The sequence below is a fragment of the Skermanella rosea genome (genome assembly GCF_016806835.2).
GTDB classification, from domain to species: Bacteria; Pseudomonadota; Alphaproteobacteria; order Azospirillales; family Azospirillaceae; genus Skermanella; species Skermanella rosea.
In genome coordinates, this window is sequence record NZ_CP086111.1 from 1933836 (window position 1) to 1956810 (window position 22975).

Here is a 22975-nt window from a genome sequence, read left to right on the forward strand (position 1 = left end):
ACAGGTAAACGGTTGACCGAAGGGTGCGGCGGAGCCGCGCTGCTTGCCGGCGCCAAGCCGGCCGGTTTCATGCTGACCGGCCTCATGCTGACGGGCCTGATGCTATGGTCCGGGCCGGCGTCGGCGCAGGCCGATATCAACATCCAGAACCGGCTGAACCGGCTGGAGAACGAAATCCAGACCCTCAACAGGCAGGTATACCGCGGCGGCACGGCGCCGGCCGGATCGTCCGCGGCGCCCGTGCCCGGGGGAGCGGGCGTCCCGCCCAGCCTCGCGGCCGACTTCGAAGTCCGGCTGTCGCGCCTGGAAAGCGAGCTTCAGACCCTGACCGGCAAGTACGAGGAAGCCACGTTCGGCATCACCCAGGCGCGGGAGCGGCTGGACAAGCTGGCATCCGACCTGGACTACCGGCTGAGCGAGATCGAGAGCAAGCTGAACGCCGAGCCGGCCGATCCCCAGGCCGCCGCCCCGGCCGCGAAGGCGCAGAGTCAGACCGCCGCGGCGCCGCCGAAACCGGCCCCGCAGCAGCCCCAGCAGCAGGTCACCGCCGCGGCGCGCCTGCCGGCCGGCTCGGCGCAGGAGCAGTACAATTACGCTTTCGGCCTGCTCCGCGCCGCCGACTACGCCAATGCCGAGGCGGCCCTGGGGCAGTTCGTCAAGAACCACCCCGACAGCCCGCTGACCGGCAACGCCCAGTACTGGCTGGCCGAGACCTATTACGTCCGCGGCAAGTACAGCGACGCCGCCGTGGCGTTCGCCGAGGGATACCAGAAGTACCCAAAGGGTTCGAAGGCCGCCGACAACCTCCTGAAGCTGGGCATGTCCCTGGGGCAGTTGAACCAGAAGAAGGAGGCCTGCGTCACCTTCCAGCAGCTCAACTCGGAATTCCCCGACGCTCCGGCGACGATCAAGCGTCGTGCCGACCAGGAACGAGGCCGGCTGAACTGCTCGTGAGCCCGGGATGACCCGGGATCTCGTCGGCGACTTCTTCGATCTGATGGACCGCCTGGGACCGTTCGAACCGCGGCCCCGAGTCGCGGTCGGAGTGTCCGGCGGATCCGACAGCCTGGCGCTCTGCATCCTGATGAAGGCTTGGGCGGACCGGGTCGGCGGATCCCTGCTGGCCCTGACGGTCGATCATGGCCTGCGACATGATGCCGCAGCTGAGGCCGCCCAGGTCGGCGCCTGGCTCGCCGCCCGGGGCATCGACCATCACGTGCTCCGGTGGGGCGGGATCAAACCGTCCGCCGGCATCCAGGCGGCCGCGCGCGAGGCCCGCCATCGGCTCCTCGCGGAGCGCTGCCGCTCCGAAGGCATCCTGCACCTGGCGCTGGCGCATCATCTGGAGGACCAGGCCGAAACGGTCCTCCTGCGCTTCGCCAAGGGAAGCGGCCCGGACGGCCTGGCCGGCATGGCGCCGCTGCGGGAGAGCGGGCCCGTGCGGATCCTGCGCCCGCTGCTCGGCCTGTCGCGATCGCGCCTGAAGGACCTCCTGGAGGCGGCGGGCCAACCCTGGATCGAGGACCCGTCCAACCGGTCCGCCGCCTACGCGCGGGCACGGCTGCGCTCCATGGCCGACACGCTCGCGGGGGAGGGCTGGACGCCGGCCCATGCCGCCGACACGGCGCGCCGGGCCGGAAGGTCCCGCTCGGCGCTGGAGGCCGCGACGGCGCAATTGCTCGGACGGGCGGCCGAGGTCTGGCCGGAGGGATGCGTCCTCCTGCGGCCCGAGCCGATCCGGGCCGCTCCCGACGACCTCGCCCTGCGCGCCCTGGGCCGCTGCCTCGCTTCGGTCGGCGGCGCCCGCTACCGGCCCCGCAGCGAGGCGGTGGAGCGGTTCCACCGATCGCTTTCCGACGCCGCCCCGCCGCGCGGGGCGACCTTGGGCGGGTGCCGGATCATGCCCCGCGGCGATGGCAGGCTCCTGGTCGCGCGGGAGCCGCGGGCCGCGGACGAGCGCACCGTCACCGGGGGCGGGGCCGTCCTTCGCTGGGACGGGCGCTTCCTGGTGACGGTGCCGCCCGGCGTGGCCGGCACCGTGGCGGCCCTGGGTCCCCGGACGGGCGCGCTGCCGAAGCACCTGGAAAGACTTCCGGCGGTTGTGCGCGAGACCGTGCCCGTCCTGCTGCGCGAGGACGGTGTCACCGGCTTTCCGCGTTTCGATTTCGCGAACGAATTCAATATGCAGGACGAAGCGGGAACCGGGAAGTCGATCGTGGCTGTATTCGCCCCTCCGGAACCTGTGAGCGCATCCGCATTCGTAGTTGTTTAAAACCGGGTCGGCATTATCTAATCTGATGGACTTCCCATGTATCGGGATCAAGTGTCGAGGGCTGGCGCCCGGCGTGCATTGAAAGGCGCCGAGGTTGTCCGACGAAAGGCGTGAACCGTGAACAATTTCGGTAAAAACCTGGCTCTCTGGATCATCATCGGGCTGCTTCTGGTGGCCCTGTTCAATCTGTTCCAGAGTTCCTCCACCCGTAGTCCGCAGGCAAGCGTGCCGTTCAGCGACTTCCTGAACGAGGTCGAACGGGGCCAGGTCGCGGATGTGACGATCAAGGGCAACCAGATCAGCGGCCACTTCAGCGATGGCCGCTCGTTCAGCACCTATTCCCCGCCCGATGCCAACGTGGTCGATCGTCTGGCCGATCGGGGCGTCCGGATCAGCGCCATGCCCGACGACAGCAACGTGCCGTCGCTGTTCAGCGTGCTGCTGTCCTGGTTCCCGATGCTGCTCCTGATCGGCGTGTGGATCTTCTTCATGCGCCAGATGCAGTCCGGCGGCGGCAAGGCCATGGGCTTCGGCAAGAGCCGGGCGCGCCTGCTGACCGAGAAGGTCGGCCGGGTGACCTTCGACGACGTCGCCGGCATCGACGAGGCCAAGCAGGAGCTGGAGGAGATCGTCGAGTTCCTGAAGGACCCGCAGAAGTTCCAGCGCCTGGGCGGCAAGATCCCCAAGGGCGTGCTGCTGGTCGGTCCTCCGGGGACCGGCAAGACCCTGACGGCGCGTGCCGTCGCGGGCGAGGCCAACGTTCCCTTCTTCACCATTTCCGGTTCCGACTTCGTCGAGATGTTCGTCGGCGTCGGCGCCAGCCGCGTCCGCGACATGTTCGAGCAGGGCAAGAAGAACGCCCCCTGCATCATCTTCATCGACGAGATCGACGCGGTCGGACGCCATCGCGGCGCCGGCCTGGGCGGCGGCAACGACGAGCGCGAGCAGACCCTCAACCAGCTGCTTGTCGAGATGGACGGCTTCGAGGCGAACGAGGGGGTCATCCTGATCGCCGCGACCAACCGCCCCGACGTGCTCGACCCGGCGCTGCTGCGTCCCGGCCGCTTCGACCGCCAAGTCGTCGTGCCGAACCCGGACGTGCTGGGCCGCGAGAAGATCCTGAAGGTCCACATGCGGAAGGTTCCGCTGGCGCCCGACGTGGACGCCCGGATCATCGCCCGCGGCACCCCCGGCTTCTCCGGCGCCGACCTCGCCAATTTGGTCAACGAGGCGGCCCTGCTGGCGGCCCGCGCCGGCAAGCGCGTCGTCGGGATGGCGGAGTTCGAGAACGCCAAGGACAAGGTCATGATGGGCGCCGAGCGCCGATCCATGGTCATGACCGAGGACGAGAAGAAGCTGACCGCCTACCACGAGGGCGGCCACGCGATCGTCGCGATCCACATGAAGGACAGCGACCCGGTCCACAAGGCCACCATCATCCCCCGCGGCCGCGCGCTCGGCATGGTGATGCGCCTGCCGGAAGGCGACCGGATCTCGCTGAGCCGCGCCAAGCTGGAGGCCGACCTGGCCGTCGCGATGGGCGGCCGCGTCGCCGAGGAGCTGATCTTCGGCATCGACCGCGTGACCACCGGCGCCTCGTCGGACATCAAGATGGCGACCGACATCTCCCGCCGGATGGTCACCGAGTGGGGCATGAGCGAGAAGCTGGGGCCGCTGCTGTACGGCGAGCCGAGCCAGGAGGTCTTCCTGGGCCACTCGGTCACCCAGCACAAGAACATGTCCGACGCGACCGCGGCCGAGGTCGATGCGGAGGTCCGCCGGATCGTCGACACCGCCTACGCGACGGCGCGGCGCATCCTGACCGAGAATATCGACCAGCTCCATACGCTGGGCAAGGGCCTGCTCGAGTACGAGACCCTGTCTGGCGAGGAGATCAATGCCCTGCTGCGCGGCGATCCGATCGTCCGTACCGACAAGCAGGACACGCCGCCGCCGCCCAAGCAGCCGACCCCGGGTCGCCGGGCCTCGGTCCCGACCAGCGGCAGCAAGGACTCCGGCGGTCTCGAGCCGGAGCCCCAGCCGGGCACGTAAGGTCGGGAACGTGAAGGCTGATATTTGGTGGACATGATGGCTCCCATGGGAATGGAGCCGGCAACGAGCCCCGGGTCACTCCGGGGCTTTTGCTTGTCGGCGGAACGGTCCGGCGCTTCCGTGTACCTGCGGCCGCTGGGCATCCTCGGGCACGAGGCGGCAGGCAGAGCGGTGGAAGCCGGCACGGCGCTTCCCCTCGCGGGCGGTCCTCTGGCCTTCGGCATGGTCGAGGCGATCGCCAGGACGGAGGGCGAGGGGGCGGCCGAAGTCCGGCGCGCGGCTGGCCCGGTCGGCGAACTGGCCGGCTGGGATCCCGCCGCGGGCCTGCTCGACGCGCTGTCCCGGCCCCGGGCACCGTTCGCCGGGCTGGCGTTCGACCGGCCCGCCGTCATGGGTATCGTCAACGTCACTCCCGACAGCTTCAGCGACGGTGGCGACTTCCTGGACCATGACCGCGCCATCGCCCAGGGCACCGCGCTTCTGGAGGCCGGCGCCGACATCCTGGACGTCGGCGGCGAGTCGACGAGACCCGGAGCCGATCCGGTCCCCGCGGAAGAGGAGATTCGGCGGGTCGTTCCGGTCATCCGGCACTTCGCCGGGCGCGGCGCGGTCGTGTCGATCGACACCCGCCACGCCGCCGTCATGGCGACGGCGCTGGAGGCGGGAGCGACGATCATCAACGACGTCACGGCGCTGACCGGCGATCCCGGCAGCCTCGGCGTCGCGGCCAGGGCGCAGGCGCCGGTCGTCCTGATGCATATGCGCGGCGAGCCCCGGACCATGCAGCAGGCGCCGGAGTACGCCGACGCGCCGACCGACGTGTACGCCGACCTCGCGGACCGGGTCTCCGCCTGCCTTGCAGCCGGCATGTCCGCAGGCGATCTCTGCGTCGATCCGGGCATTGGATTCGGCAAGACGGTCGAGCACAATCTCCAGATCCTGCGCCATGCGGCGCTGTACCATGGACTGGGCGTGCCGCTGCTGATCGGGCTGTCCCGCAAGCGCTTCATCGCGTCGCTCAGCCGGGGCGAGGCACCGAAGGACCGGATGGCCGGCTCGCTGGCCGGGGCGCTGGCCGCTTTCGACCAGGGCACCCAGATCCTGCGCGTCCACGACGTCGCGGAGACCTGCCAGGCCCGGGCACTCTGGACGGGGCTGCACGTTCGGGGGAAGTGAGGCCCGGCCCTTGGCTGTTGCCGGACTTTCCGGTTAAGTACGGCATGACTGTTCGAGAGGAATGATGACGCGAAAACTGTTTGGCACCGACGGCATCCGCGGCACCGCCAACATCGAGCCGATGACCGCGGAGACCGCCCTCAAGGTCGCCATGGCGACGGCGGTCCAGTTCCATCGGGGCGATCACCGGCACTTGGCGGTGATCGGGAAGGACACCCGCCTGTCCGGCTACATGCTGGAGCCGGCCCTGACCGCCGGGCTGATCGCCATGGGCATGGACGTCGTGCTGGTCGGGCCGATGCCCACGCCGGCGGTCGCGATGCTGACCAGGAGCCTGCGCGCCGACCTCGGCATCATGATCTCGGCATCCCACAATCCGTTCCAGGACAACGGCATCAAGCTGTTCGGCCCCGACGGCTACAAGCTGTCCGACGAGGTCGAGGCGGAAATCGAGGGCCGGCTGGCCGATCCCCTGGGCTCGTCGCTGGTCAAGCCGGCGGCGCTGGGCCGGGCGAGCCGGCTGGAGGACGCCAGCGGCCGCTACATCGAGTTCGTCAAGAACACCTTCCCGCGCGGGTTGCGGCTGGACGGGCTGAAGATCGTGGTCGATTGCGCCCACGGCGCCGCCTACAAGGTGGCGCCCAAGGTCCTGTGGGAGCTCGGGGCGGAGGTCGTCTCGGTCGGCGTCAAGCCGGACGGCATCAACATCAACCGCCAGTGCGGCGCCACCGCCCCCCAGATGCTCCAGAGCGAGGTGGTCGCCAACGGCGCCGACCTGGGCATCGCGCTCGACGGCGATGCCGACCGGCTGATCCTGGTGGACGAGAAGGGCCGGCAGATCGACGGCGACCAGGTGATGGGACTGGTCGGGCGGTCCTGGTGCGAGTCGGGCAAGCTCAAGGGCAACGGCGTGGTCGCCACGGTGATGTCCAACCTGGGCCTGGAGCGTTCGCTGAAGGGGCTCGGCCTGGAGCTCGTGCGGACCCCGGTCGGCGACCGCTACGTGGTCGAGCACATGCGCGAGCACGGCTTCAATGTCGGCGGCGAACAGTCCGGCCATATCGTGCTGAGCGACTACGGCACGACCGGCGACGGGCTGGTCGCGGCGCTCCAGGTCCTGGCCGTGATCCAGGAGAGCGGCCGGCGCGTCAGCGACGTCTGCCGGGTGTTCGAGCCGGTTCCGCAGTTGCTGAAGAATGTCCGGTTCGAAGGCGACGCGGCCCCGCTGGAGGACGGGCAGGTGAAGGCGGCGATCCGGGACGGCGAGGCCCGGCTGAGCGGCTCGGGCCGGTTGCTGATCCGCAAGTCCGGGACCGAGCCCGTGATCCGCGTGATGGCGGAAGGCGACGATGAAACCTTGGTGAATGCCGTCGTCGGGGATATCGTTCAGCGGATCCAGGAAGCGGCGATACGGCAACAGGAAGCGGCGGAATGAGGGGAAGGGTCTTGATCGTCGCCGGCTCCGACAGCGGAGGCGGCGCCGGTATCCAGGGCGACATCAAGACGGTGACGGCGCTGACGGGCTATGCCGCGACCGCCATCACCGCGCTGACGGCACAGAACACCCTGGGCGTGTTCGGCATCCATCCGGTGCCGGTGGAGTTCATCGCCCAGCAGATGCGGCTGGTCCTGGAGGATATCGGGGCCGACGCGATCAAGACGGGCATGCTCCACAGCGGGGAGGTGATCGACACGGTCGCCGACGTGCTGGAAGAACTCGGCGGCGACATCCCGCTGGTGGTCGATCCGGTGATGGTCGCGAAGGGCGGGGCCATGCTGCTCGACCCCGACGCCAGCCACGCGCTCCAGCGCCGGCTGCTGCCGCGGGCGGACGTGATCACGCCCAACATCCCGGAAGCCCAGGTGCTGAGCGGCCTGGAGATCCTGGACCTGGACGACATGCGCCACGCGGCCACCCTGATGCTCAGCTACGGCCCCAAGGCCGTGCTCTTGAAGGGCGGCCACATGGAAGGCGAGACCGTCACCGACCTGCTGCTGACCAACGACGGGGAGGAGGTCTTCACCTCCCGCCGGATCGATACCCCGCATACCCACGGTACCGGCTGTACGCTGGCCTCCGCGATCGCGACCGGCCTCGCCCAGCGGCTGACCCTGCCGGAGGCGGTCGCCCGCGCCCGCAACTATGTGGACCAGGCGATCCGGCAGGCCCCCGGCTACGGCGCCGGGCACGGCCCGCTGAACCACGCCTGGACCGTCGCCGACGGGTTCTGATGCTGTCGGCATCCGTGGATGATTGGACCTGAAGCGATACATAATCAGGTTGAACCGCTTCGGTCTTCGTGGCCGGCCGTTCCACTCGGCGCACTATGTTGCGCCATGGGCGCAACCTACGGCTCGATGCAGGGCGGAGGTGATGCGGACCGGCGATCGTAGGTTGCGCCCATGGCGCAACGCAACGGATCAGCTGCCCCAGGGCGGATCGACCTGATCGAGCGCAGCTCCAGTGGTGCTGCACAGAGGTTCTGACGAGTCCTGTGGAGCGTTGACGCAGGGTGTTGGCCTTCTGCCGAGGCTGACCTCGATTCTACCGGACGGTCACGGACGGGCCATGGCAAAGGCCGGTCACACCATCGAAACCGTCGCGCCGACGGGGCTGCACAGCAGGTCGGCGATGACCTCCAGCCCGTGGCGCACGTCCTCGCGCCGGGCCGGCATGGACAGGCCGACGCGGACCGCGTGCGGGGCGGCGCCCCGGCCGACCATGAAGACGTCGGCCCCGGTCAGGATGATGCCCCGGCTGCGGGTCTCGGCCACGAAGTCCTCCCGCCGCCAGGGATCTGGAAGCTTGAGCCAGAGATGCTGCCCGACCGAAGGCACCGCGACGGCCGGGCCGTCGCGCAGGATTTCCGCCGCCAAGGCGTGGCGCGCGCGGCATTCCCGGCACTGGGTCTCGGCGAAGCGGTCGGCGCTGCCGTCCTCGATCCAGCGGGTCGCCAGCTCGCCCATCAGGGGCGGCACCGCGTAGTTCAGCGCGCGCATCGTGGCCTCCAGGCGCGGCATCAGCCGGGACGGCGCCACCAGGTAGCCGATCCGGAGGCCCGGCGCGATGCTCTTGGACAGGCTGCTGATGTGCAGCGTGATGTCGGGCGCCAGGACCTGGATCGGCGGCGGCCCGTCCGGCACCAGGAAGCCGAAGACGTCGTCCTCCACGATGGTGACGTCGTATTTCCGCGCGATCTCGATGATCCGCCGCCGCCGCTCCGTCGGCATGATCGCCGTCGTCGGGTTGTGCAGGGTCGGCACGGTGTAGAGCGCCTTGGGCGCCGACTGCCGGCAGGCCGATTCGAACGCGTCGGGCAGCAGCCCGTCTTCGTCCATGGCAAGCCCCTCCAGCCGCAGCCCGAGGGTGGCCGTGAGCGCCTTCATGCCGAAATAGGTCAGCCGCTCCGTCAGGATCAGGTCGCCCGGCCGGGTGACCGTCGTGAAGGCGATGGCCATGCCGTTCTGCGCGCCGCTGGTGACCAGCACGTTCTCCGGCCCGACCGAAACCTGGTGCCGGGCCAGCCAGCGGGATCCGGCCTCCCGGTGGGCGGGCAGCCCGCCGTGGGGCGGGTAGTTGAGCATGTCGGCGAACCCGGCCGGATCCTTCATGCCGGAGAGCAGGGCGGCCAGGGCTTCCGCGACCCCGGCGGCGCTGGGCGTGCAGAGCGACAGGTCGACCACCGCCGGCGTGTCGCCGGGCGGTGGCGGCAGCTGCGGCCACTCGTCTCCGGCGCTCCGCACGGTCCCCGCCTTCACGTAGGTGCCCCGGCCGACCTCTCCCCCGATCAGGCCGCGCCGCTCGGCCTCGGCATAGGCGCGCGTGATCGTGCCGACCGTGACCTTGAGATGGTAGGCCAGGTCGCGGTGGGTCGGCAGGCGCTCGCCGACGGGAAGCCGGCCGGCGGCGATGTCCGCGGCCAGCGCGTCGGCGATGGCCCGGTAGCGCGGACCCGGGTAGCGGTCGAGATCGGGGATCCAAGTTGTCATGGTGACAATGTATTCATTGACCCTCAAGAGAAGCAAGCAATAATCGCATTGTCTCGAATGTAGCGAGGCAGAACGCCAGAGGATGGAGGATTGTATGCATACAATTGATACCGCCACACCTCCCCGCCCGGGGATGTCGGCACCGGCCGCAACGTCTCTCCGCGTCGCCGCCCGATGGGTCCTGGCCGTCCTGTCCTCCGTCTTCGAGATCCTGATGACCTGGCATGAGAAATCCCGCCAGAGGCGCCAGCTCCTTGCGCTCAGCGACGACATGCTGAAGGATATCGGCATCAGCCGGGCCGACGCGCATTACGAGGGGAGCAAGCCGTTTTGGCGCACCTGAAGCCGTTCACCGACAGGAGCGGTGCCGAGATCCGTTTCCGGTGCGAACCGGATCTCGGCACCGCCGAGTTCATCGACGTCCTGCGCCGCTCCGGCCTGGCCGAGCGCCGCCCGGTCGATCAGCCAGAGCGGATTTCCCGGATGCTGGCGAAGGCGGACCTGATCGTCACCGCGCGCGATGGGGACAATCTGGTCGGCGTCGCCCGGTCGGTGACCGATTTCAGCTATTGCTGCTATCTGTCCGACCTGGCGGTGGACCGGCAATGGCAGGGACGGGGCATCGGCCGGGCATTGATGGCCCGGACGCGGACCGCCGCGGGTGGCGACGCCGTGCGCTGCATCCTGCTGTCGGCCCCCTCAGCGATCGAATTCTACGAAAAGGTGGGGCTGGAACGGCATCCCGACTGTTTCGACTTCACCAACCTGCACGATTGAGACCCGAACGAGAGACGCCATGAGCCAACGGATTTATCAGGTCGATGCCTTCACCGACACGGTCTTCGCCGGCAATCCGGCGGCGGTGATGCCGCTGGACATCTGGCTGCCGGACGGCACGCTCCAGGACCTCGCGGCGGAGAACAATCTGGCCGAAACGGCCTTCTTCGTCCCGGAGGGGCAGGAGGGCTACCGGCTGCGCTGGTTCACGCCGACCACCGAGGTCGACCTGTGCGGCCACGCCACCCTGGCTTCCGCCTATGTCATCATGTCGATCCTGCGTCCCGGCACGGAGCGGGTCGAGTTCGCCACCCAGGTCGCCGGCAACCTGACGGTGACCCGGCGCGGCGACCTCTACACGCTCGATTTCCCGGCCCGTCCGCCCGAGCGGCCGGCAGAGGATCAGGACGCCGTCCGCGCCGATCTCGCCGCGGCGCTCGGCGGTCCGGTTCCGTCCGACCTGCTGACCGCCCGCGACTACATGGTCGTCTACGACGACGCGGCGTCCATCGCGTCCCTCAAGCCGGATATGGGGGCGCTTTCCCGGCTGGACCGGGGCGTGCTGGTGACGGCGCCGGGCAGCGACGTCGATTTCGTGTCGCGCTTCTTCGCCCCGCATCACGGCATCCCGGAGGACCCGGTCACCGGCTCGACCCACTGCACGCTGGCGCCCTACTGGGCCGAACGGCTGGGCAAGACCGAATTGTCCGCGCGCCAGCTCTCCGCCCGAGGGGGGCAATTGTGGTGCGAGCTGCGCGGCGACCGGGTGATGATCTCCGGCAAGGCCATTCTCTACATGGAAGGCACCGTCTACCTGTGACCGGCGTCCCGATCACCGAGGCGGCCGGGGAGGAAGACCTCCGCGCCGTGCGTGCCCTCCTGCTGGACTACGGCAGGGCGATGGACTTCGCCATCTGCTTCAAGGGATACGAGCGCGAGGTCGCAGCCCTTCCCGGCCTGTGGCTGCTGGCCCGGCAGGACGGGGAGCCCGTCGGCGTGGTCGGCCTCTCCGCGCCGGCCGAGGCGGGCGGCGACTGCGAGATGCGGCGGCTCTATGTCCGCGACGACCGGCGCGGGACCGGGCTGGGGCGTCGCCTGTGCGAGGCGGCTCTGGATGAAGCGCGCCGGCGCGGCTATACCGGTATGCATCTGGAGACGCTGCCGTCGATGGCCGCAGCCCTGGGGCTTTACCGCTCGCTGGGCTTCGAGCCCGTTCCGCCCGGGGATGGCGGGGCATCCGACGGCATCATCCACCTGACCAAGAGGCTGTGACCGCGGCCCGACACCGGGGAGAAACCAAGCGCATGAAGTCGATGTTCTTCGAGGATTTTCAGGTCGGCGACCGGTTCGGGACGGCGGGTGTCACCCTGACCGAGGCGCAGATCATCGATTTCGCGCTGATGTACGACCCGCAGCCGTTCCACATGGATGCCGTTGCCGCCGCCAACGGACCCTTCGGCGGCCTGATCGCCAGCGGCTTCCAGACCCTGGCGCTGACCTTCCGCCTGCTGCGCGACACCGGCATCATCCATGACAGCAGCATGGGCGGCAGTGGCGGCGACCAGCTCCGCTGGCTCCGCCCGGTCCGGCCCGGCGATACGCTGAAGGTAGTTGTCGAAGTAACTGAAGTTCAGCCATCCCGCAGCCGCGACGACCGGGGGCGAGTCCGCCTTCAATACAATACTTATAATCAGCGGGACGAACCAGTACTTAGTATTCTATTGGATCACATTATTGCCCGCAGGACTCCCGAAACGATCTCCGTCTAAGTTCTATTATTTATCTGCCCAGATAGTGTATACATGACTTCCTCAGAAGTGGGGGTGGCGCTCGCATGCCTGACCGCACGTCCGTCGAAGTCAGTGTCGAATACGAGATGCACATGCTCCAGGACGGGGCATGGCAGCCTGCGGTCGAGTCGCCGTCCGCCGCGACGCTGCTGAAGGCGGCGGAAAAGGTGCTGGCGCTGCGGGGGCTGGACGGGGTGCGCGTGGTTCGCGCCACCCGCTTCGGCGGGTTCGACCACTCCGACCGCACGATCCTGTTGAAATGGGTGGCGCCCGGCCGGACCGATCCCGATCCCGCCGGCCTGCCGACGCTGGGCGCCCGAACGCCCTGCCGCACCCGTCAGGATTTCCAACGGGAGCAGACCCGCGACGACATCCGGGTCCTGCTCGCCCGGTTCCTGGAACCGCGCCGGATGACTCCGCTGGAGCTGATCCACTCCGTCAGGCACACCACGGAGCTTGCCTCCGGCAAAAGCATGGTGGAGGGGGCGATCCAGCGCGCCGCGATGGCCCAGGTCCAGGGCGCCAAGGACGCGTCCAAGGCCAGCAAGGCGCGCTATATCGAGTTGATCGACACGGTCCACAAGGTGATCGAGGCGTTGCACGCCGACGACCGCAAGCACTCCATCCCGCAGATCGAGGCAGGCAAGTTCCTCGCCGTGGTCTGGGAGATCGAGAGCCGGTTTCCCGATGCCGAAGATTTTTCCTACCACTGCCTGCGCGCCCTGACCCGCTACCTGATGGGGGCGGGCAGCTGGGGGGAGAAGCTGTCGCGGTTGGTCCTGCTGGTCCAGCCCGGCCTGGAGATCCGGCACTACAGGCTGCTCGACATGCTCGCGGCGGAGATTCTCGACGCGCCGCCGAGCCTGCGGGAGCTGCGGGGCGGACGGCTGCGGCCGGACCAGACGGTGATCCTGCTGGCCGAACTGCATGCCGGCACCTTCGCCTATCCGGACGGCGGAGCGCTGATCGGGCTCGCCCAGCTCAACACGCTGATGAAGGCGAACCTGCTGCCTCGGTGCCGCACGGTGCTGCGCCGCCGGCTGCTGGCCGAACTCTCCGGTCGGTCGGCCCTGCGGCCCGACGAAGGCCTGTTCCAGGAGATCGAGGCGGTCGGCGCGCTCGGCCGCTGGCTGTCCGAGGTAAATCCCGGGCTCGGCGCCGACGAGGAGATCCGGGCGACCCTCGAGCAGCGAATCGGCGCCGTCCTCACCGAGGCGCGGGTCGCCACCGAACTGGAAGGGCTGCGCACCCGGTCGGAGCGGATCGACCGGCTCAGCCGCCTGATCCGCATGGTTCCCGGCGAGCGGGACAAGACAAGGCTGCGGCGGCATCTCGCGGCTCTGATGGAGCCCGAGCCGCTGCTCCGCGAGACGGTCGGGGGTCGCAGGAGCGTGGTCGAGACGGTGGAGGCGCTGGTCGATCTCCAGTCCTCGATCCGTCTGGCCGGCTTGGCCGACGATGCGGCGGCGCCGGTCCTTGAGGAGTTGGACGGCGCCGTGTTCGAGGCGCTCCGCAACGGCGTGATGGGCGTGAAGAAGCCGCTGGCGGAACGGATCGCCGTGCTGTTGAAGGTCTGCGGGCAGGTCAGCTTCCCGGAGGGCCGAGCCCGCACCTTCGTCGCCGAAACGCTGGAGCGCGCCATGAAGAGCCCCGACTTCCAGACCACCTGGGCCAAACGCTTCGGCAGCGAGGCGGAGCGGAAGCAGGGCATGGCCAAGCTTCAGTCGGCGCTGTGGTCCGTGGGCTTCCCCGGCGCCGCCGCCTGACCGGCCCCGGTCGAAATGGCGACGTTCTCTTGCTAATTATCTTGTGCCGCCATGCCGTGGGCGCGGAACGGAATTGCGCCGTTGATTTGGTCCAGGGCGGTATCTAGTATCCGCGCCGGGCCACAACCCCCCAACGGGTTGCAACTATTCTGCAAGGAATAGCCTCCATGAAGCCGACTGCGCGGCCAAAGAACACCCATTTCTCCTCCGGTCCCTGTGCGAAGCGTCCTGGCTGGACGCTGGAAGCGCTCTCCGACGCGCTGCTCGGCCGGTCCCATCGCTCCAAGCCCGGCAAGGCCAAGCTGGCCGAGGTGATCGAGCTCAGCCGGTCGATCCTCGGCATTCCCGCCGACTACCGCATCGGCATCGTCCCGGCCTCCGACACCGGCGCCGTCGAGATGGCGCTGTGGTCGCTGCTGGGCGCCCGGCCGGTCGACATGCTGGCTTGGGAAAGCTTCGGCAAGGACTGGGTGACCGACGTGGTCAAGCAGCTGAAGCTGGACGACACCCGGACGCTCCAGGCCGATTACGGCTCGCTGCCCGACCTGTCCCAGGTCGATTTCGGCCATGACGTGGTGTTCACCTGGAACGGCACCACCTCGGGCGTGCGCGTGCCCGACGGCGACTGGATCCCGGCCGGCCGCGACGGCCTGACGATCTGCGACGCCACCTCGGCCGCCTTCGCGATGGACCTGCCCTGGGACAAGCTGGACGTGGTCACCTGGTCCTGGCAGAAGGTGCTGGGCGGGGAGGCGCAGCACGGCATGCTGGTGCTCAGCCCGCGCGCCGTGGCCCGGCTGGAGAGCTACAAGCCGTCCTGGCCGATGCCCAAGATCTTCCGCATGACCAAGGACGGCAAGCTCAACGAGGGCATCTTCAAGGGCGAGACGATCAACACGCCGTCCATGCTGGCGGTGGAGGACGCGATCGACGGCCTGAAATGGGCCCAGTCGGTCGGCGGCCTTCCCGGCCTGATCGAGCGTTCCGAAAGCAACCTCCGCGCGCTGGCCGACTGGGTCGCCCGGACGCCCTGGATCGATTTCCTGGCGGTCGAGCCGTCGATCCGCTCCTGCACCTCGATCTGCCTGAAGATCGTAGATCCGCAGATCACCGCGCTGGACGCCGCCGCCCAGGCCGACGTCGCCAAGAAGGTCGCGGCCCTGCTGGAGAAGGAGGGTGTCGCCCTGGATGCCGCCTCATACCGCGACGCGCCTCCCGGCCTGCGGATCTGGGGCGGCGCCACCATCGACCGGAGCGACATCGAAGCCCTGATCCCGTGGATCGAGTGGGCCTTCGAGACCGTCAAGTCGGAAACCGTCAAGGCCGGCTGACCCGGAAGGAAGGTACTGGAATGCCCAAGGTCCTTATTTCGGACAGCCTGAGCCCGCGCGCGGTCGAGATCTTCCGCGAGCGCGGCGTCGAGGTGGACGTCAAGACCGGCCTCAAGCCGGACGAGCTGAAGGAGATCATCGGCGGCTACGATGGCCTGGCGATCCGCTCCGCCACCAAGGTGACGAAGGAAATCCTGTCCGCCGCGTCCAGCCTGAAGGTGGTCGGCCGGGCCGGTATCGGGGTGGACAACGTGGACATCCCGGCCGCCACGGCGCGCGGCGTCGTCGTGATGAACACGCCGTTCGGCAACTCCATCACCACGGCCGAGCACGCCATCGCCATGATGTTCGCGCTCGCCCGGGAGATTCCGGCGGCCAACGCCTCGACCCACGCCGGCAAGTGGGAGAAGAACCGCTTCATGGGCGTCGAGCTGACCGCCAAGGTGCTGGGCGTGGTCGGCTGCGGCAATATCGGTTCGATCGTCGCCGACCGGGCGCTCGGCCTGAAGATGCGTGTCGTGGCCTACGACCCGTTCCTCAGCCACGAGCGGGCGGTCGATCTGGGCGTGGAGAAGGTGGAGCTGGACGACCTGCTGGCCCGCGCCGACTTCATCACCCTGCACACGCCGCTGACCGACGGCACCCGCAACCTGCTCAACGCCGAGTCGCTGGCGAAATGCCGGAAAGGCGTCCGGATCATCAACTGCGCGCGCGGCGGCCTGATCGTCGAGGAGGACCTGAAGGCGGCGATCGAGAGCGGCCATGTGGCGGGCGCCGCCCTCGACGTGTTCGCGGCGGAGCCGGCCAAGGAGAATCAGCTGTTCGGCATGGAGCAGGTGATCTGCACTCCCCATCTGGGCGCCAGCACCACCGAGGCGCAGGAGAACGTGGCGCTCCAGGTGGCGGAGCAGATGGCGGACTACCTCGTCTCCGGCGCCGTGGTCAACGCGCTCAACATGCCGTCCGTCTCGGCCGAGGACGCGCCCAAGCTGCGGCCCTACATGCAGCTCGCCGAACAGCTCGGCAGCTTCGCCGGCCAGATCACCGAGAGCGGCCTGAAGGGCGTCACCGTCGAGTACGAGGGGCACGTCGCGGAGCTGAACACCCGGCCGCTGACCGCCCTGGTCCTGATGGGCCTGCTGAAGCCGCTGCTGGACAGCGTCAACATGGTCAACGCCCCGGTGATCGCGCGCGAGCGCGACATCGAGATCGCGGAGACCAAGCGCGAGCGGGCCAGCGACTACCAGACCCTGATGCGCGTGATCGTCCACACCGAGCAGCGCAGCCGGTCCCTGACCGGCACCCTGTTCGGCGGCGAGAAGCCCCGGATCGTCGGCATCGAGGAGGTGCCGATCGAGGCAGAGCTGTCCAACCACATGCTGTTCATCCGCAACGAGGACAAGCCCGGCTTCATCGGCCATCTCGGCACCACGCTGGGGAGCGCCGGAGTGAACGTCGCGACCTTCCACCTGGGCCGCACCGCCCCGGGGGAGAACGCGATCGCCCTGGTGTCGGTCGACCAGCAGATCAGCGACGAGCTTCTGCACAGGATCGGCACCCTGCCCAGCGTCGTCCGGGCCAGGGCGCTGAGTTTCTGAGGTCGCTGTATGCAATCGTAGGTCGGCCTTCGCCGTCAGGCGAACGCCGACACCATGTGCCGACGCTCCCGCCGGGGGTGTCGGCGTCGGCCCTGCGGGCCGAGGCCGACCTACGATATTCCGGCGTGCTGGACCATCAGAACATCACGAGCTGGCGCACGGCGGTGCCGTCCGCCAGCTTGTCGAACGCCTCGTTGATCTCGTCCAGCCGGATCCGCTCGCTCATCAGGGCGTCCACCGGCAGCTTGCCCTTCTTGAACATCCGGATGTAGCGGGGGATATCCCGCTTGGGCACGCCGCCGCCCAGGTAGCTGCCCTTCAGCGTCCTCTCCTCCGCGACCAGCGAGACCGCCGGGATCGACATCATCTTGGCGGGATTGGCGAGGCCGGAGGACACCGTCGTGCCGCCGCGCCGGGTGATCCGGTAGGCCATCTCCAGCGCCGGGGCCGAGCCCGCCATCTCGAAGGCGTAATTCACGCCGCCGCCGGTCGCCTGTTTGATCCGGGCCTCCACGTCGGGCGTCCTGGCGTTGAAGACGTCGGTCGCACCCAATTGCCGGGCCAGGTCCAGCTTGCGGTCGATCATGTCGATGGCGACGACCCGGTCGGCCCCGGCCATGATGCAGCCCAGCATGGCGTTCAGCCCGACGCCGCCCAGGCCGATCACCGCCACGCTGGCGCCGGCGAAGACCTTGGCCGTATTGACCACCGCGCCGACGCCGGTCAGCACGGCGCAGCCGAACAGCGCCGCCTCGTCGAACGGGATGGTATCGTCGATCTTCACGGCGGACCGGGCGGAGACCACGGCGAACTCGGCGAAGGCCGAGACCCCGACATGGTGGTGGACCGGCTGGCCCTGCGGACCGGTGATCCGCATGCCGCCGCCCAGCAGCGTGCCGGCGCCGTTGGCCGCGGCACCGGGCTCGCACAGGGCCGGCCGGCCCTCGGAGCAGGGGCCGCACAGCCCGCAGCTCGGCACGAAGACCAGGGCGACATGGTCGCCCGGGCGGAACTCCTCGACGCCGTCGCCGATCTGCTCGACGATGCCGGCCGCCTCGTGCCCAAGCGCCATGGGCATCGGCCGGGGCCGGTCGCCGTTGATGACGGAAAGGTCGGAATGGCACAGGCCGGCGGCTTTGATCCGGACCAGCATTTCCCCGCGGCCGGGTGGTGCCAGCTCGACCTCCTCGATATGCAGCGGCTTGCTGTCCGCATAGGGCCTGGGAAGCCCGATCTCGTGCAGTACGGCGGCCTTGGCCCTCATCGCTTCCCCCTCGGCTATTGGTCTCCTTACCTCATGAATAGCGCATTCCGCCGGCCGCACGGGCGGAAAATTCAGGGCATCCGGCGCAGCACCGTATCCAGGGTGGCGCTGCCGTCCCGGGCCTGCCAGGAGCCGGCCAGGGCGCCGTCGGGGCGCAGCCGGAAGCGGAGCTGGTTCAGCGCGGGTTCGTCGAACACCAGCTCGCCGTCCGCGAAGGAACCCTCGCGGCGCGATGATTCCGCCCGCTCCTGCGCCATCAGGCCGGAGCCGAGCAGGTAGCTGGCAACGACGCGGTCGCCCTCGACCTGCTCGATGTTCAGCATCACCTCGCGGCCGTTCCGATAGAACCCGTACCAGGAGCCGGCCAGGCCGGCCGCGATCGGCGGCTTCACCGAGGCCAGCGTCGAGCCGAACCGGGGAGTGCCTCCGCTGTTGCCCAGGTCGGCGCTCGGGCGGCGGCCCCAGGACGTCTCGCAATCGGCCTCGTCGGCCGGCGTGCGGATCTGCCCCGCGACGAAGCGGCCGATGCAGCCGGCGAACCGGCGGGCGAACAGCCCGCTCGCGGCGGCGGAATGGCCGATCAGGTCGGCCGGCTGGTCGATGATCAGGTCACGGACCTGCCGGTCGCTGCGGATCGCCCGCGTCATGTCCCCGCGGCCGCCGGGGTCGTAGCCGTCGCCGTGGAAGAAGACCATCATCAGCGGTGTCGTCCCGACCTGCCGCAGCAGGCGGTAAAGCTCGGTCGCGTTGGCCCGCCACGTCCCGTACGAATCGGTGAAGCTGCCGTAGGCGGCGGGGGCGGTGGCGACCACCGCGTCGGCGACGCCGTCCTCGGCGACCGCCGCCAGGGCGGCGAAGGCGCCGAAGCTCTGGCCGGCGAGCCCGATTCGCGCATAGCCCTGGGCGCGCAGGTCGCGGGCGGCCTTGGCCAGCCGGGCTCCCGTTCCGTTCAGGCTGTCGGCCTGGCGCAGCCGGTTCAGCCTGAAGGTGTCCCAACCCTGTTCGGCCAGGGCGCGGATGTAGGGCGGCGTGGGCGCGCGCGAATCCTCGTCGTGAAGCGACAGGCCATGGGCCCAGACGATGGCACCCGCGGCCCGTCCAGGCCCCAGCGGAGCCTGCTCCGGAACGGCCGGCTCCACCCACATGGCCGGCTTCGCCGCCGGTGACGCGGCAGCGGCGGGCGCGGGCGCGGGCAGCAAGGCCGCAAGCCCGATCGCCAGTCCCGTCAAAACGCCCGTCGAAGCCCGCCCCAGCCGGTCCCGAACCCATTCCATCGCCGCAACCCGATTCCCATGGTTAATGCTCCGCTCCAGGGTCGGGCAGGGGTGGTGAAAAAACGGTTAGTACCGCAATCGATCGGCCGTGCGGACCGTTACCCGGCATCCTTCCGGTTTGTGTTGTCCCGCAACCGGGCGGGGCGTTAGGGTCGCTGCCACGGTCCAAGCCCCTCAACTCCCTTGTCTTCACCCCGAAGGCCCCATGTCCGAACCTGCCGCGACAGATGAAGCCGCCCGGTCCCGCATGGCCGAGGGATGCCCGTCGGAGGCCGCCGGGATCTACCGCCGCGCCATCGCCGAGCGGCCGGACGACTTCACGCTCTACAACAACATGGCGGCGGCGCTCCGGCGGACGGGCGACCGGTCCGGGGCGTTGGCGGCACTGGAACGGGCCGGCCGCCTGCTGCCGGGGCATGCGACGGTGGCGCTGAACCGGGCCGCGCTCCTGGCGGACCTGCGCCGCCCGGCGGAGGCCCGCGACGTGATCGCCCCCGTGGTCGCGTCCCGTCCCGGCGATGCCGACGCGGCGCTGGTGCTGGCCGGCGCCCTGGCGGACCTGGACGACTTCCCGTCCGCCATCGCCACCTACCGGCGCGCGCTCGACCACTCCCCCGACCATCCCGGCCTGCGGCTCAACCTGGGCAATCTGCTGAAGCGGACCGGCGACAGGGCGGGGGCGGCGGACTGCTACGGCGCCATCCTCCGGCGATCGCCCGGGCACACCGGCACGATACTGGCTGCCGCGGCGCTGCTGCAGGAGGACGGGGCGACCGAGGACGCCGCGGGCCTCTGCCGCGCCGCCCTGGCCCTCGACCCGGACCAGGCGGAGGCGCATCTGCTGCTCGGCAACGGGGAGCTTGCCGCCGGCCGGGCCGCCGCGGCCGCCTCACGCTACCGGAGCGCCCTCTCGATCGACCCGGCCCATGGCGGCGCTCATCTCACGCTCGGCGCGGCGCTCCAGCAACTGGCCCGGCACGGCGAGGCCCGGACATGCTTCGGCCGCGCCCTGGCGGTCGATCGCCTCGACGCCTCCGCACGGTTCCGCCGCTGCTTCGCCGAACTGCCGATCATCTACTCGGACATGGGGGAAGTGGACCGCGCGCGGGAAGCCTATGCCCGTCGCCTGGAAGAGCTGGCCGACCATTACGCCGCCGCCCCGGAGGTGGAACGGGCGGCGGCCGCGGCGGCGGTGGGCGACAGCCAGCCCTTCTACCTGGCATACCAGGGGCGCTGCGACCTCGGCCTGCAGACCCTCTACGGCGACCTCGTCTCCGGCCTGATGGCCTCCGGCTACCCGGAATACTCCCGGCCGCCGGCAGCCCGGCGCGGGAACGGCGGTCCCCTCAGGGTCGGGTTCGTCGCCGGCCATATCGGCAGGCATTCCGCCGTGAACGTGTCGCTGCGCGGCTGGGCGGACGCGTTCGATCCCGCGCGGGTCGCCCTGTTCTGCTATCACACCGGTCCGGCGTCCGACGACGAGACGACCCGCTTCGAGTCTCTTTCGCGCGCCTTCCGCCGGGGGCTGGGCGGGGTCCGCTCCTGGGCCGAGGCGATCCGGGGCGACGACCTGGACGCGCTGGTCTTCGGCGACGTCGGCATGGACCCGATGGCCGCGCGGCTGGCCGCGCTCCGACTGGCTCCCGTCCAGGCCATGTCCACCGGCCACCCCGTGACGACGGGCCTGCCGACCATGGACCTGTATCTCAGCTCCGCCCTGATGGAGCCGCCGGGCGCGCAGGCCCACTACCGCGAGACGCTGATACCCCTGCCGAACCTGGGCTACGCGTATCGCCCGCTCGACCCGCCGGCGGTGCCGCTCAGCCGCGCCGACCTGGGATTGCCGGAGGACGCGCCGATCTTCTGGTGCTGCCAGTCCCTCTTCAAGTACTTGCCATGCGACGACGACCTGTTCGTCCGGATCGCCGCGCGCCTGCCGGACGCGTTTTTCCTCTTCATCGACTACATGCCGGCGCCGCGCGTGGCGCTCACTTTCCGCCGGCGCCTCGCGACCGCCTTCGCGCGGGCCGGGCTGGATGCCGACCGCCACTGCCGCTTCCTGCCGCAGATGGACCATGCGCGCTTCCATGCCGTGGCAGGGTTGACCGACATCTTCCTCGACAATCCCTCCTGGTCCGGACACAACACGACGCTGGAGGCCCTGACCCACGGCCTGCCCATCGTCACGCTGCCCGGCGGGCTCATGCGCCAGCGCCATTCCGCCGGCATCCTGGAGATGACCGGCATCCGGGAGACGATCGCCCCGTGCCGTGACGGCTATGTCGAGATCGCGGTCCGCCTGGGAAGCGACCGCCGCCGCCGCGCCGAGCTCCGCCAAGCCCTGCGCCGCGCAGCACCCAAGGCGTTCCACGACTCCAGCGCCGTGCGGGCGCTGGAGTCGGTGCTGGAGCGGGGTTCAGCGTAGCGCGAACTGCACCGGGACGACCAGTTCCAGGGAGGTCCGGCCCAGATCGGCCGGGATCTTCGGCAGGGGCTGGGCGCGCCGGATCATCTCCAGCACCTCCTCGTCCAGGGCATCGTAGCCGGAGCTTTTCTCCAGGCGGTACGACAGCACGGCACCCTCGGCGTCCATGGTGAAGCGCAGCAGCGCGGTCCCCTGCTGGCGCATCCGCTGCGAGGACTGCGGATAGCGCTTGTGCCGGTTCAGGTGCTGGAGCAGCCGCTGCTGGAAGCTGGGCATCACCGAGGACTGCGCCACGGCCCGCGGCCTTGCCGGCGCCGGTTCGGCTTCCGCGACCGGTGCGGGAGCGGGCGGCGGAGGTGCTGGGGCCGGCGGCGCCGGCTCGGGCGGACGCGGCTGCTCGACCGGCCTGGGGCGCGGCGGCGGCGGCTTCTGCCGGGGCGGCTTGGGCGGCGTGATTTCCGGCAATGCCACTTCCGGCTCGACCTGGGGCGGCGGTTCCTCCTCGGGGGGCGGCTCCGGTGGCGGAGGCTCCGGGATCGGCTCCGGCTCCGGCGGGGGCGGCTCGGGAGGAGGGGGCTCCGGCGGGGGCGGTTCCGGCGGCGGTGGTTCCGGAGGGGGCGGGGGTGGTTCCGGCGCCGGCTCCTCGACCGCAGGCTCCGGCGGGGGCGGTTCGGGCGGCAGGTCGATCAGGACGGGGCCGGCGACCTCCGCCGGGGGAGGCGGGGTGTCCAGGGCGAGCACGCTGGCCAATATGCCGGCGTGGACCGCCAGCACGAAGCCGGCGCTCAGGCCCCAGCGCAGGACATCGGAACTCATGGTCTGGCGGCGGCGGGATCGGTCGGGGCCATGCCTTCAAGGCCGACGAGGGCGATCTTGAGGTACCCGGCGGCGCGCAGGTCGTTCATGACGGACATCAGGTCGCCGTAGTCCACTGTCCGGTCGGCCCGCAGGAAGATGCGCTGCTCGCGGTCGCTGCCGGTCGCCCGATCCAGCGCCGGTGCCAGCGGAGCCCCGCCCAGCGCCTCGTCCCCGATGACCAGGGACAGGTCGGCCTGGACCGTCAGGTAGAGCGGCTTGTCAGGCTTGGGCTGCGGCTTGGCGGTGGAGGAGGGCAGGTCCACCGGGACATCGACAGTCGCCAGCGGCGCCGCGACCATGAAGATGATCAGCAGGACGAGGATCACGTCGATGAACGGAGTGACGTTGATCTCATGGGTTTCGTCCAGGTCGTCGTCGCCCTGGTCCAGCTTGGCTGCCATG

The 22975-nt window shown here is 69.9% G+C and carries 20 protein-coding genes; 15 read left to right on the top strand and 5 right to left on the bottom strand.

Annotation, left to right across the window (positions count from 1 at the left end):
• Nucleotides 1-12 precede the first annotated feature (12 nt).
• The 6 genes from ybgF to thiD all read left to right on the top strand — a co-directional run bounded on the left by ybgF (nucleotide 13) and on the right by thiD (nucleotide 7732).
• On the top strand, nucleotides 13-954 hold the full coding sequence (ybgF, locus tag JL101_RS08915) for a tol-pal system protein YbgF (RefSeq protein ID WP_228435365.1): 942 nt from the start codon (nucleotides 13-15) through the stop codon (nucleotides 952-954).
• A gap of 7 nt (nucleotides 955-961) precedes the next feature.
• The gene (gene tilS / locus JL101_RS08920) at nucleotides 962-2272 is read left to right on the top strand and encodes a tRNA lysidine(34) synthetase TilS (RefSeq protein ID WP_203099924.1); all 1311 of its coding nucleotides are present in this window, start codon (nucleotides 962-964) and stop codon (nucleotides 2270-2272) included.
• A gap of 117 nt (nucleotides 2273-2389) precedes the next feature.
• Nucleotides 2390-4324 carry an ATP-dependent zinc metalloprotease FtsH gene (gene ftsH, locus JL101_RS08925; RefSeq protein WP_203099926.1) on the top strand — a complete coding sequence of 645 codons (1935 nt, stop codon included), beginning with the start codon at nucleotides 2390-2392 and terminating at the stop codon, nucleotides 4322-4324.
• Nucleotides 4325-4417: 93 nt separating this feature from the next.
• Nucleotides 4418-5500, top strand: a complete 1083-nt coding sequence (gene folP / locus JL101_RS08930; protein WP_228435366.1) for a dihydropteroate synthase — start codon at nucleotides 4418-4420, stop codon at nucleotides 5498-5500.
• Nucleotides 5501-5561: 61 nt separating this feature from the next.
• Complete coding sequence (glmM, locus tag JL101_RS08935; RefSeq protein ID WP_203099928.1) at nucleotides 5562-6935, top strand: phosphoglucosamine mutase; 1374 nt, start codon at nucleotides 5562-5564, stop codon at nucleotides 6933-6935.
• Nucleotides 6932-7732, top strand: a complete 801-nt coding sequence (gene thiD / locus JL101_RS08940; RefSeq protein ID WP_203099930.1) for a bifunctional hydroxymethylpyrimidine kinase/phosphomethylpyrimidine kinase — start codon at nucleotides 6932-6934, stop codon at nucleotides 7730-7732. Before glmM ends, thiD begins: the two co-directional genes overlap by 4 nt.
• Before the next feature lie 351 nt (nucleotides 7733-8083).
• Here thiD and ehuR read toward each other — a convergent pair whose 3' ends face one another.
• Nucleotides 8084-9490, bottom strand: coding sequence for a MocR-like ectoine utilization transcription factor EhuR (gene ehuR / locus JL101_RS08945; RefSeq protein WP_203099933.1), 1407 nt, complete (start codon nucleotides 9488-9490; stop codon nucleotides 8084-8086).
• Between the two features lie 94 nt (nucleotides 9491-9584).
• On the opposite strand from ehuR, the gene JL101_RS08950 reads away from it, so the two are divergent.
• The 8 genes from JL101_RS08950 (at nucleotide 9585) to serA (ending at nucleotide 16752) form a co-directional block, all read left to right on the top strand.
• Nucleotides 9585-9833: a DUF1127 domain-containing protein gene (locus JL101_RS08950; protein WP_228435367.1), complete on the top strand. Its 249-nt coding sequence runs from the start codon at nucleotides 9585-9587 to the stop codon at nucleotides 9831-9833.
• The gene (locus JL101_RS08955) at nucleotides 9821-10267 is read left to right on the top strand and encodes a GNAT family N-acetyltransferase (protein ID WP_228435368.1); all 447 of its coding nucleotides are present in this window, start codon (nucleotides 9821-9823) and stop codon (nucleotides 10265-10267) included. Before JL101_RS08950 ends, JL101_RS08955 begins: the two co-directional genes overlap by 13 nt.
• Before the next feature lie 19 nt (nucleotides 10268-10286).
• Nucleotides 10287-11087 (top strand): PhzF family phenazine biosynthesis protein, encoded by an 801-nt coding sequence (locus JL101_RS08960; RefSeq protein ID WP_203099935.1) that lies wholly within the window; start codon nucleotides 10287-10289, stop codon nucleotides 11085-11087.
• Nucleotides 11084-11539, top strand: coding sequence for a GNAT family N-acetyltransferase (locus JL101_RS08965; protein ID WP_203099937.1), 456 nt, complete (start codon nucleotides 11084-11086; stop codon nucleotides 11537-11539). Before JL101_RS08960 ends, JL101_RS08965 begins: the two co-directional genes overlap by 4 nt.
• Before the next feature lie 32 nt (nucleotides 11540-11571).
• Nucleotides 11572-12036 (top strand): MaoC family dehydratase, encoded by a 465-nt coding sequence (locus JL101_RS08970; protein WP_203099939.1) that lies wholly within the window; start codon nucleotides 11572-11574, stop codon nucleotides 12034-12036.
• Between the two features lie 65 nt (nucleotides 12037-12101).
• A complete protein-coding gene (locus JL101_RS08975; RefSeq protein ID WP_203099940.1) occupies nucleotides 12102-13823 on the top strand; it encodes a hypothetical protein in 1722 nt (573 codons plus the stop codon).
• A gap of 167 nt (nucleotides 13824-13990) precedes the next feature.
• Nucleotides 13991-15154, top strand: coding sequence for a phosphoserine transaminase (locus tag JL101_RS08980; protein WP_203099942.1), 1164 nt, complete (start codon nucleotides 13991-13993; stop codon nucleotides 15152-15154).
• 20 nt (nucleotides 15155-15174) lie between these two features.
• On the top strand, nucleotides 15175-16752 hold the full coding sequence (gene serA, locus JL101_RS08985) for a phosphoglycerate dehydrogenase (RefSeq protein WP_203099944.1): 1578 nt from the start codon (nucleotides 15175-15177) through the stop codon (nucleotides 16750-16752).
• A gap of 136 nt (nucleotides 16753-16888) precedes the next feature.
• Here the strand turns inward: serA and JL101_RS08990 are convergent, their stop codons facing one another.
• Together JL101_RS08990 and JL101_RS08995 are read right to left on the bottom strand one after the other, a co-directional pair.
• Nucleotides 16889-18016: a zinc-dependent alcohol dehydrogenase family protein gene (locus JL101_RS08990; protein WP_203099945.1), complete on the bottom strand. Its 1128-nt coding sequence runs from the start codon at nucleotides 18014-18016 to the stop codon at nucleotides 16889-16891.
• Nucleotides 18017-18087: 71 nt separating this feature from the next.
• Nucleotides 18088-19290, bottom strand: coding sequence for an alpha/beta hydrolase (locus tag JL101_RS08995; RefSeq protein ID WP_203099946.1), 1203 nt, complete (start codon nucleotides 19288-19290; stop codon nucleotides 18088-18090).
• A 205-nt stretch (nucleotides 19291-19495) separates the two neighbouring features.
• Here JL101_RS08995 and JL101_RS09000 point away from each other — a divergent pair, with 205 nt between their 5' ends.
• Nucleotides 19496-21715, top strand: a complete 2220-nt coding sequence (locus tag JL101_RS09000) for a tetratricopeptide repeat protein (protein ID WP_203099947.1) — start codon at nucleotides 19496-19498, stop codon at nucleotides 21713-21715.
• On the opposite strand, the gene JL101_RS09005 is transcribed toward JL101_RS09000, so the two are convergent.
• Nucleotides 21707-22531 (bottom strand): energy transducer TonB family protein, encoded by an 825-nt coding sequence (locus JL101_RS09005; protein ID WP_203099948.1) that lies wholly within the window; start codon nucleotides 22529-22531, stop codon nucleotides 21707-21709. The genes JL101_RS09000 and JL101_RS09005 overlap by 9 nt on opposite strands.
• The gene (gene exbD / locus JL101_RS09010) at nucleotides 22528-22974 is read right to left on the bottom strand and encodes a TonB system transport protein ExbD (protein ID WP_201070586.1); all 447 of its coding nucleotides are present in this window, start codon (nucleotides 22972-22974) and stop codon (nucleotides 22528-22530) included. Before exbD ends, JL101_RS09005 begins: the two co-directional genes overlap by 4 nt.
• Nucleotide 22975: the final 1 nt, after the last annotated feature.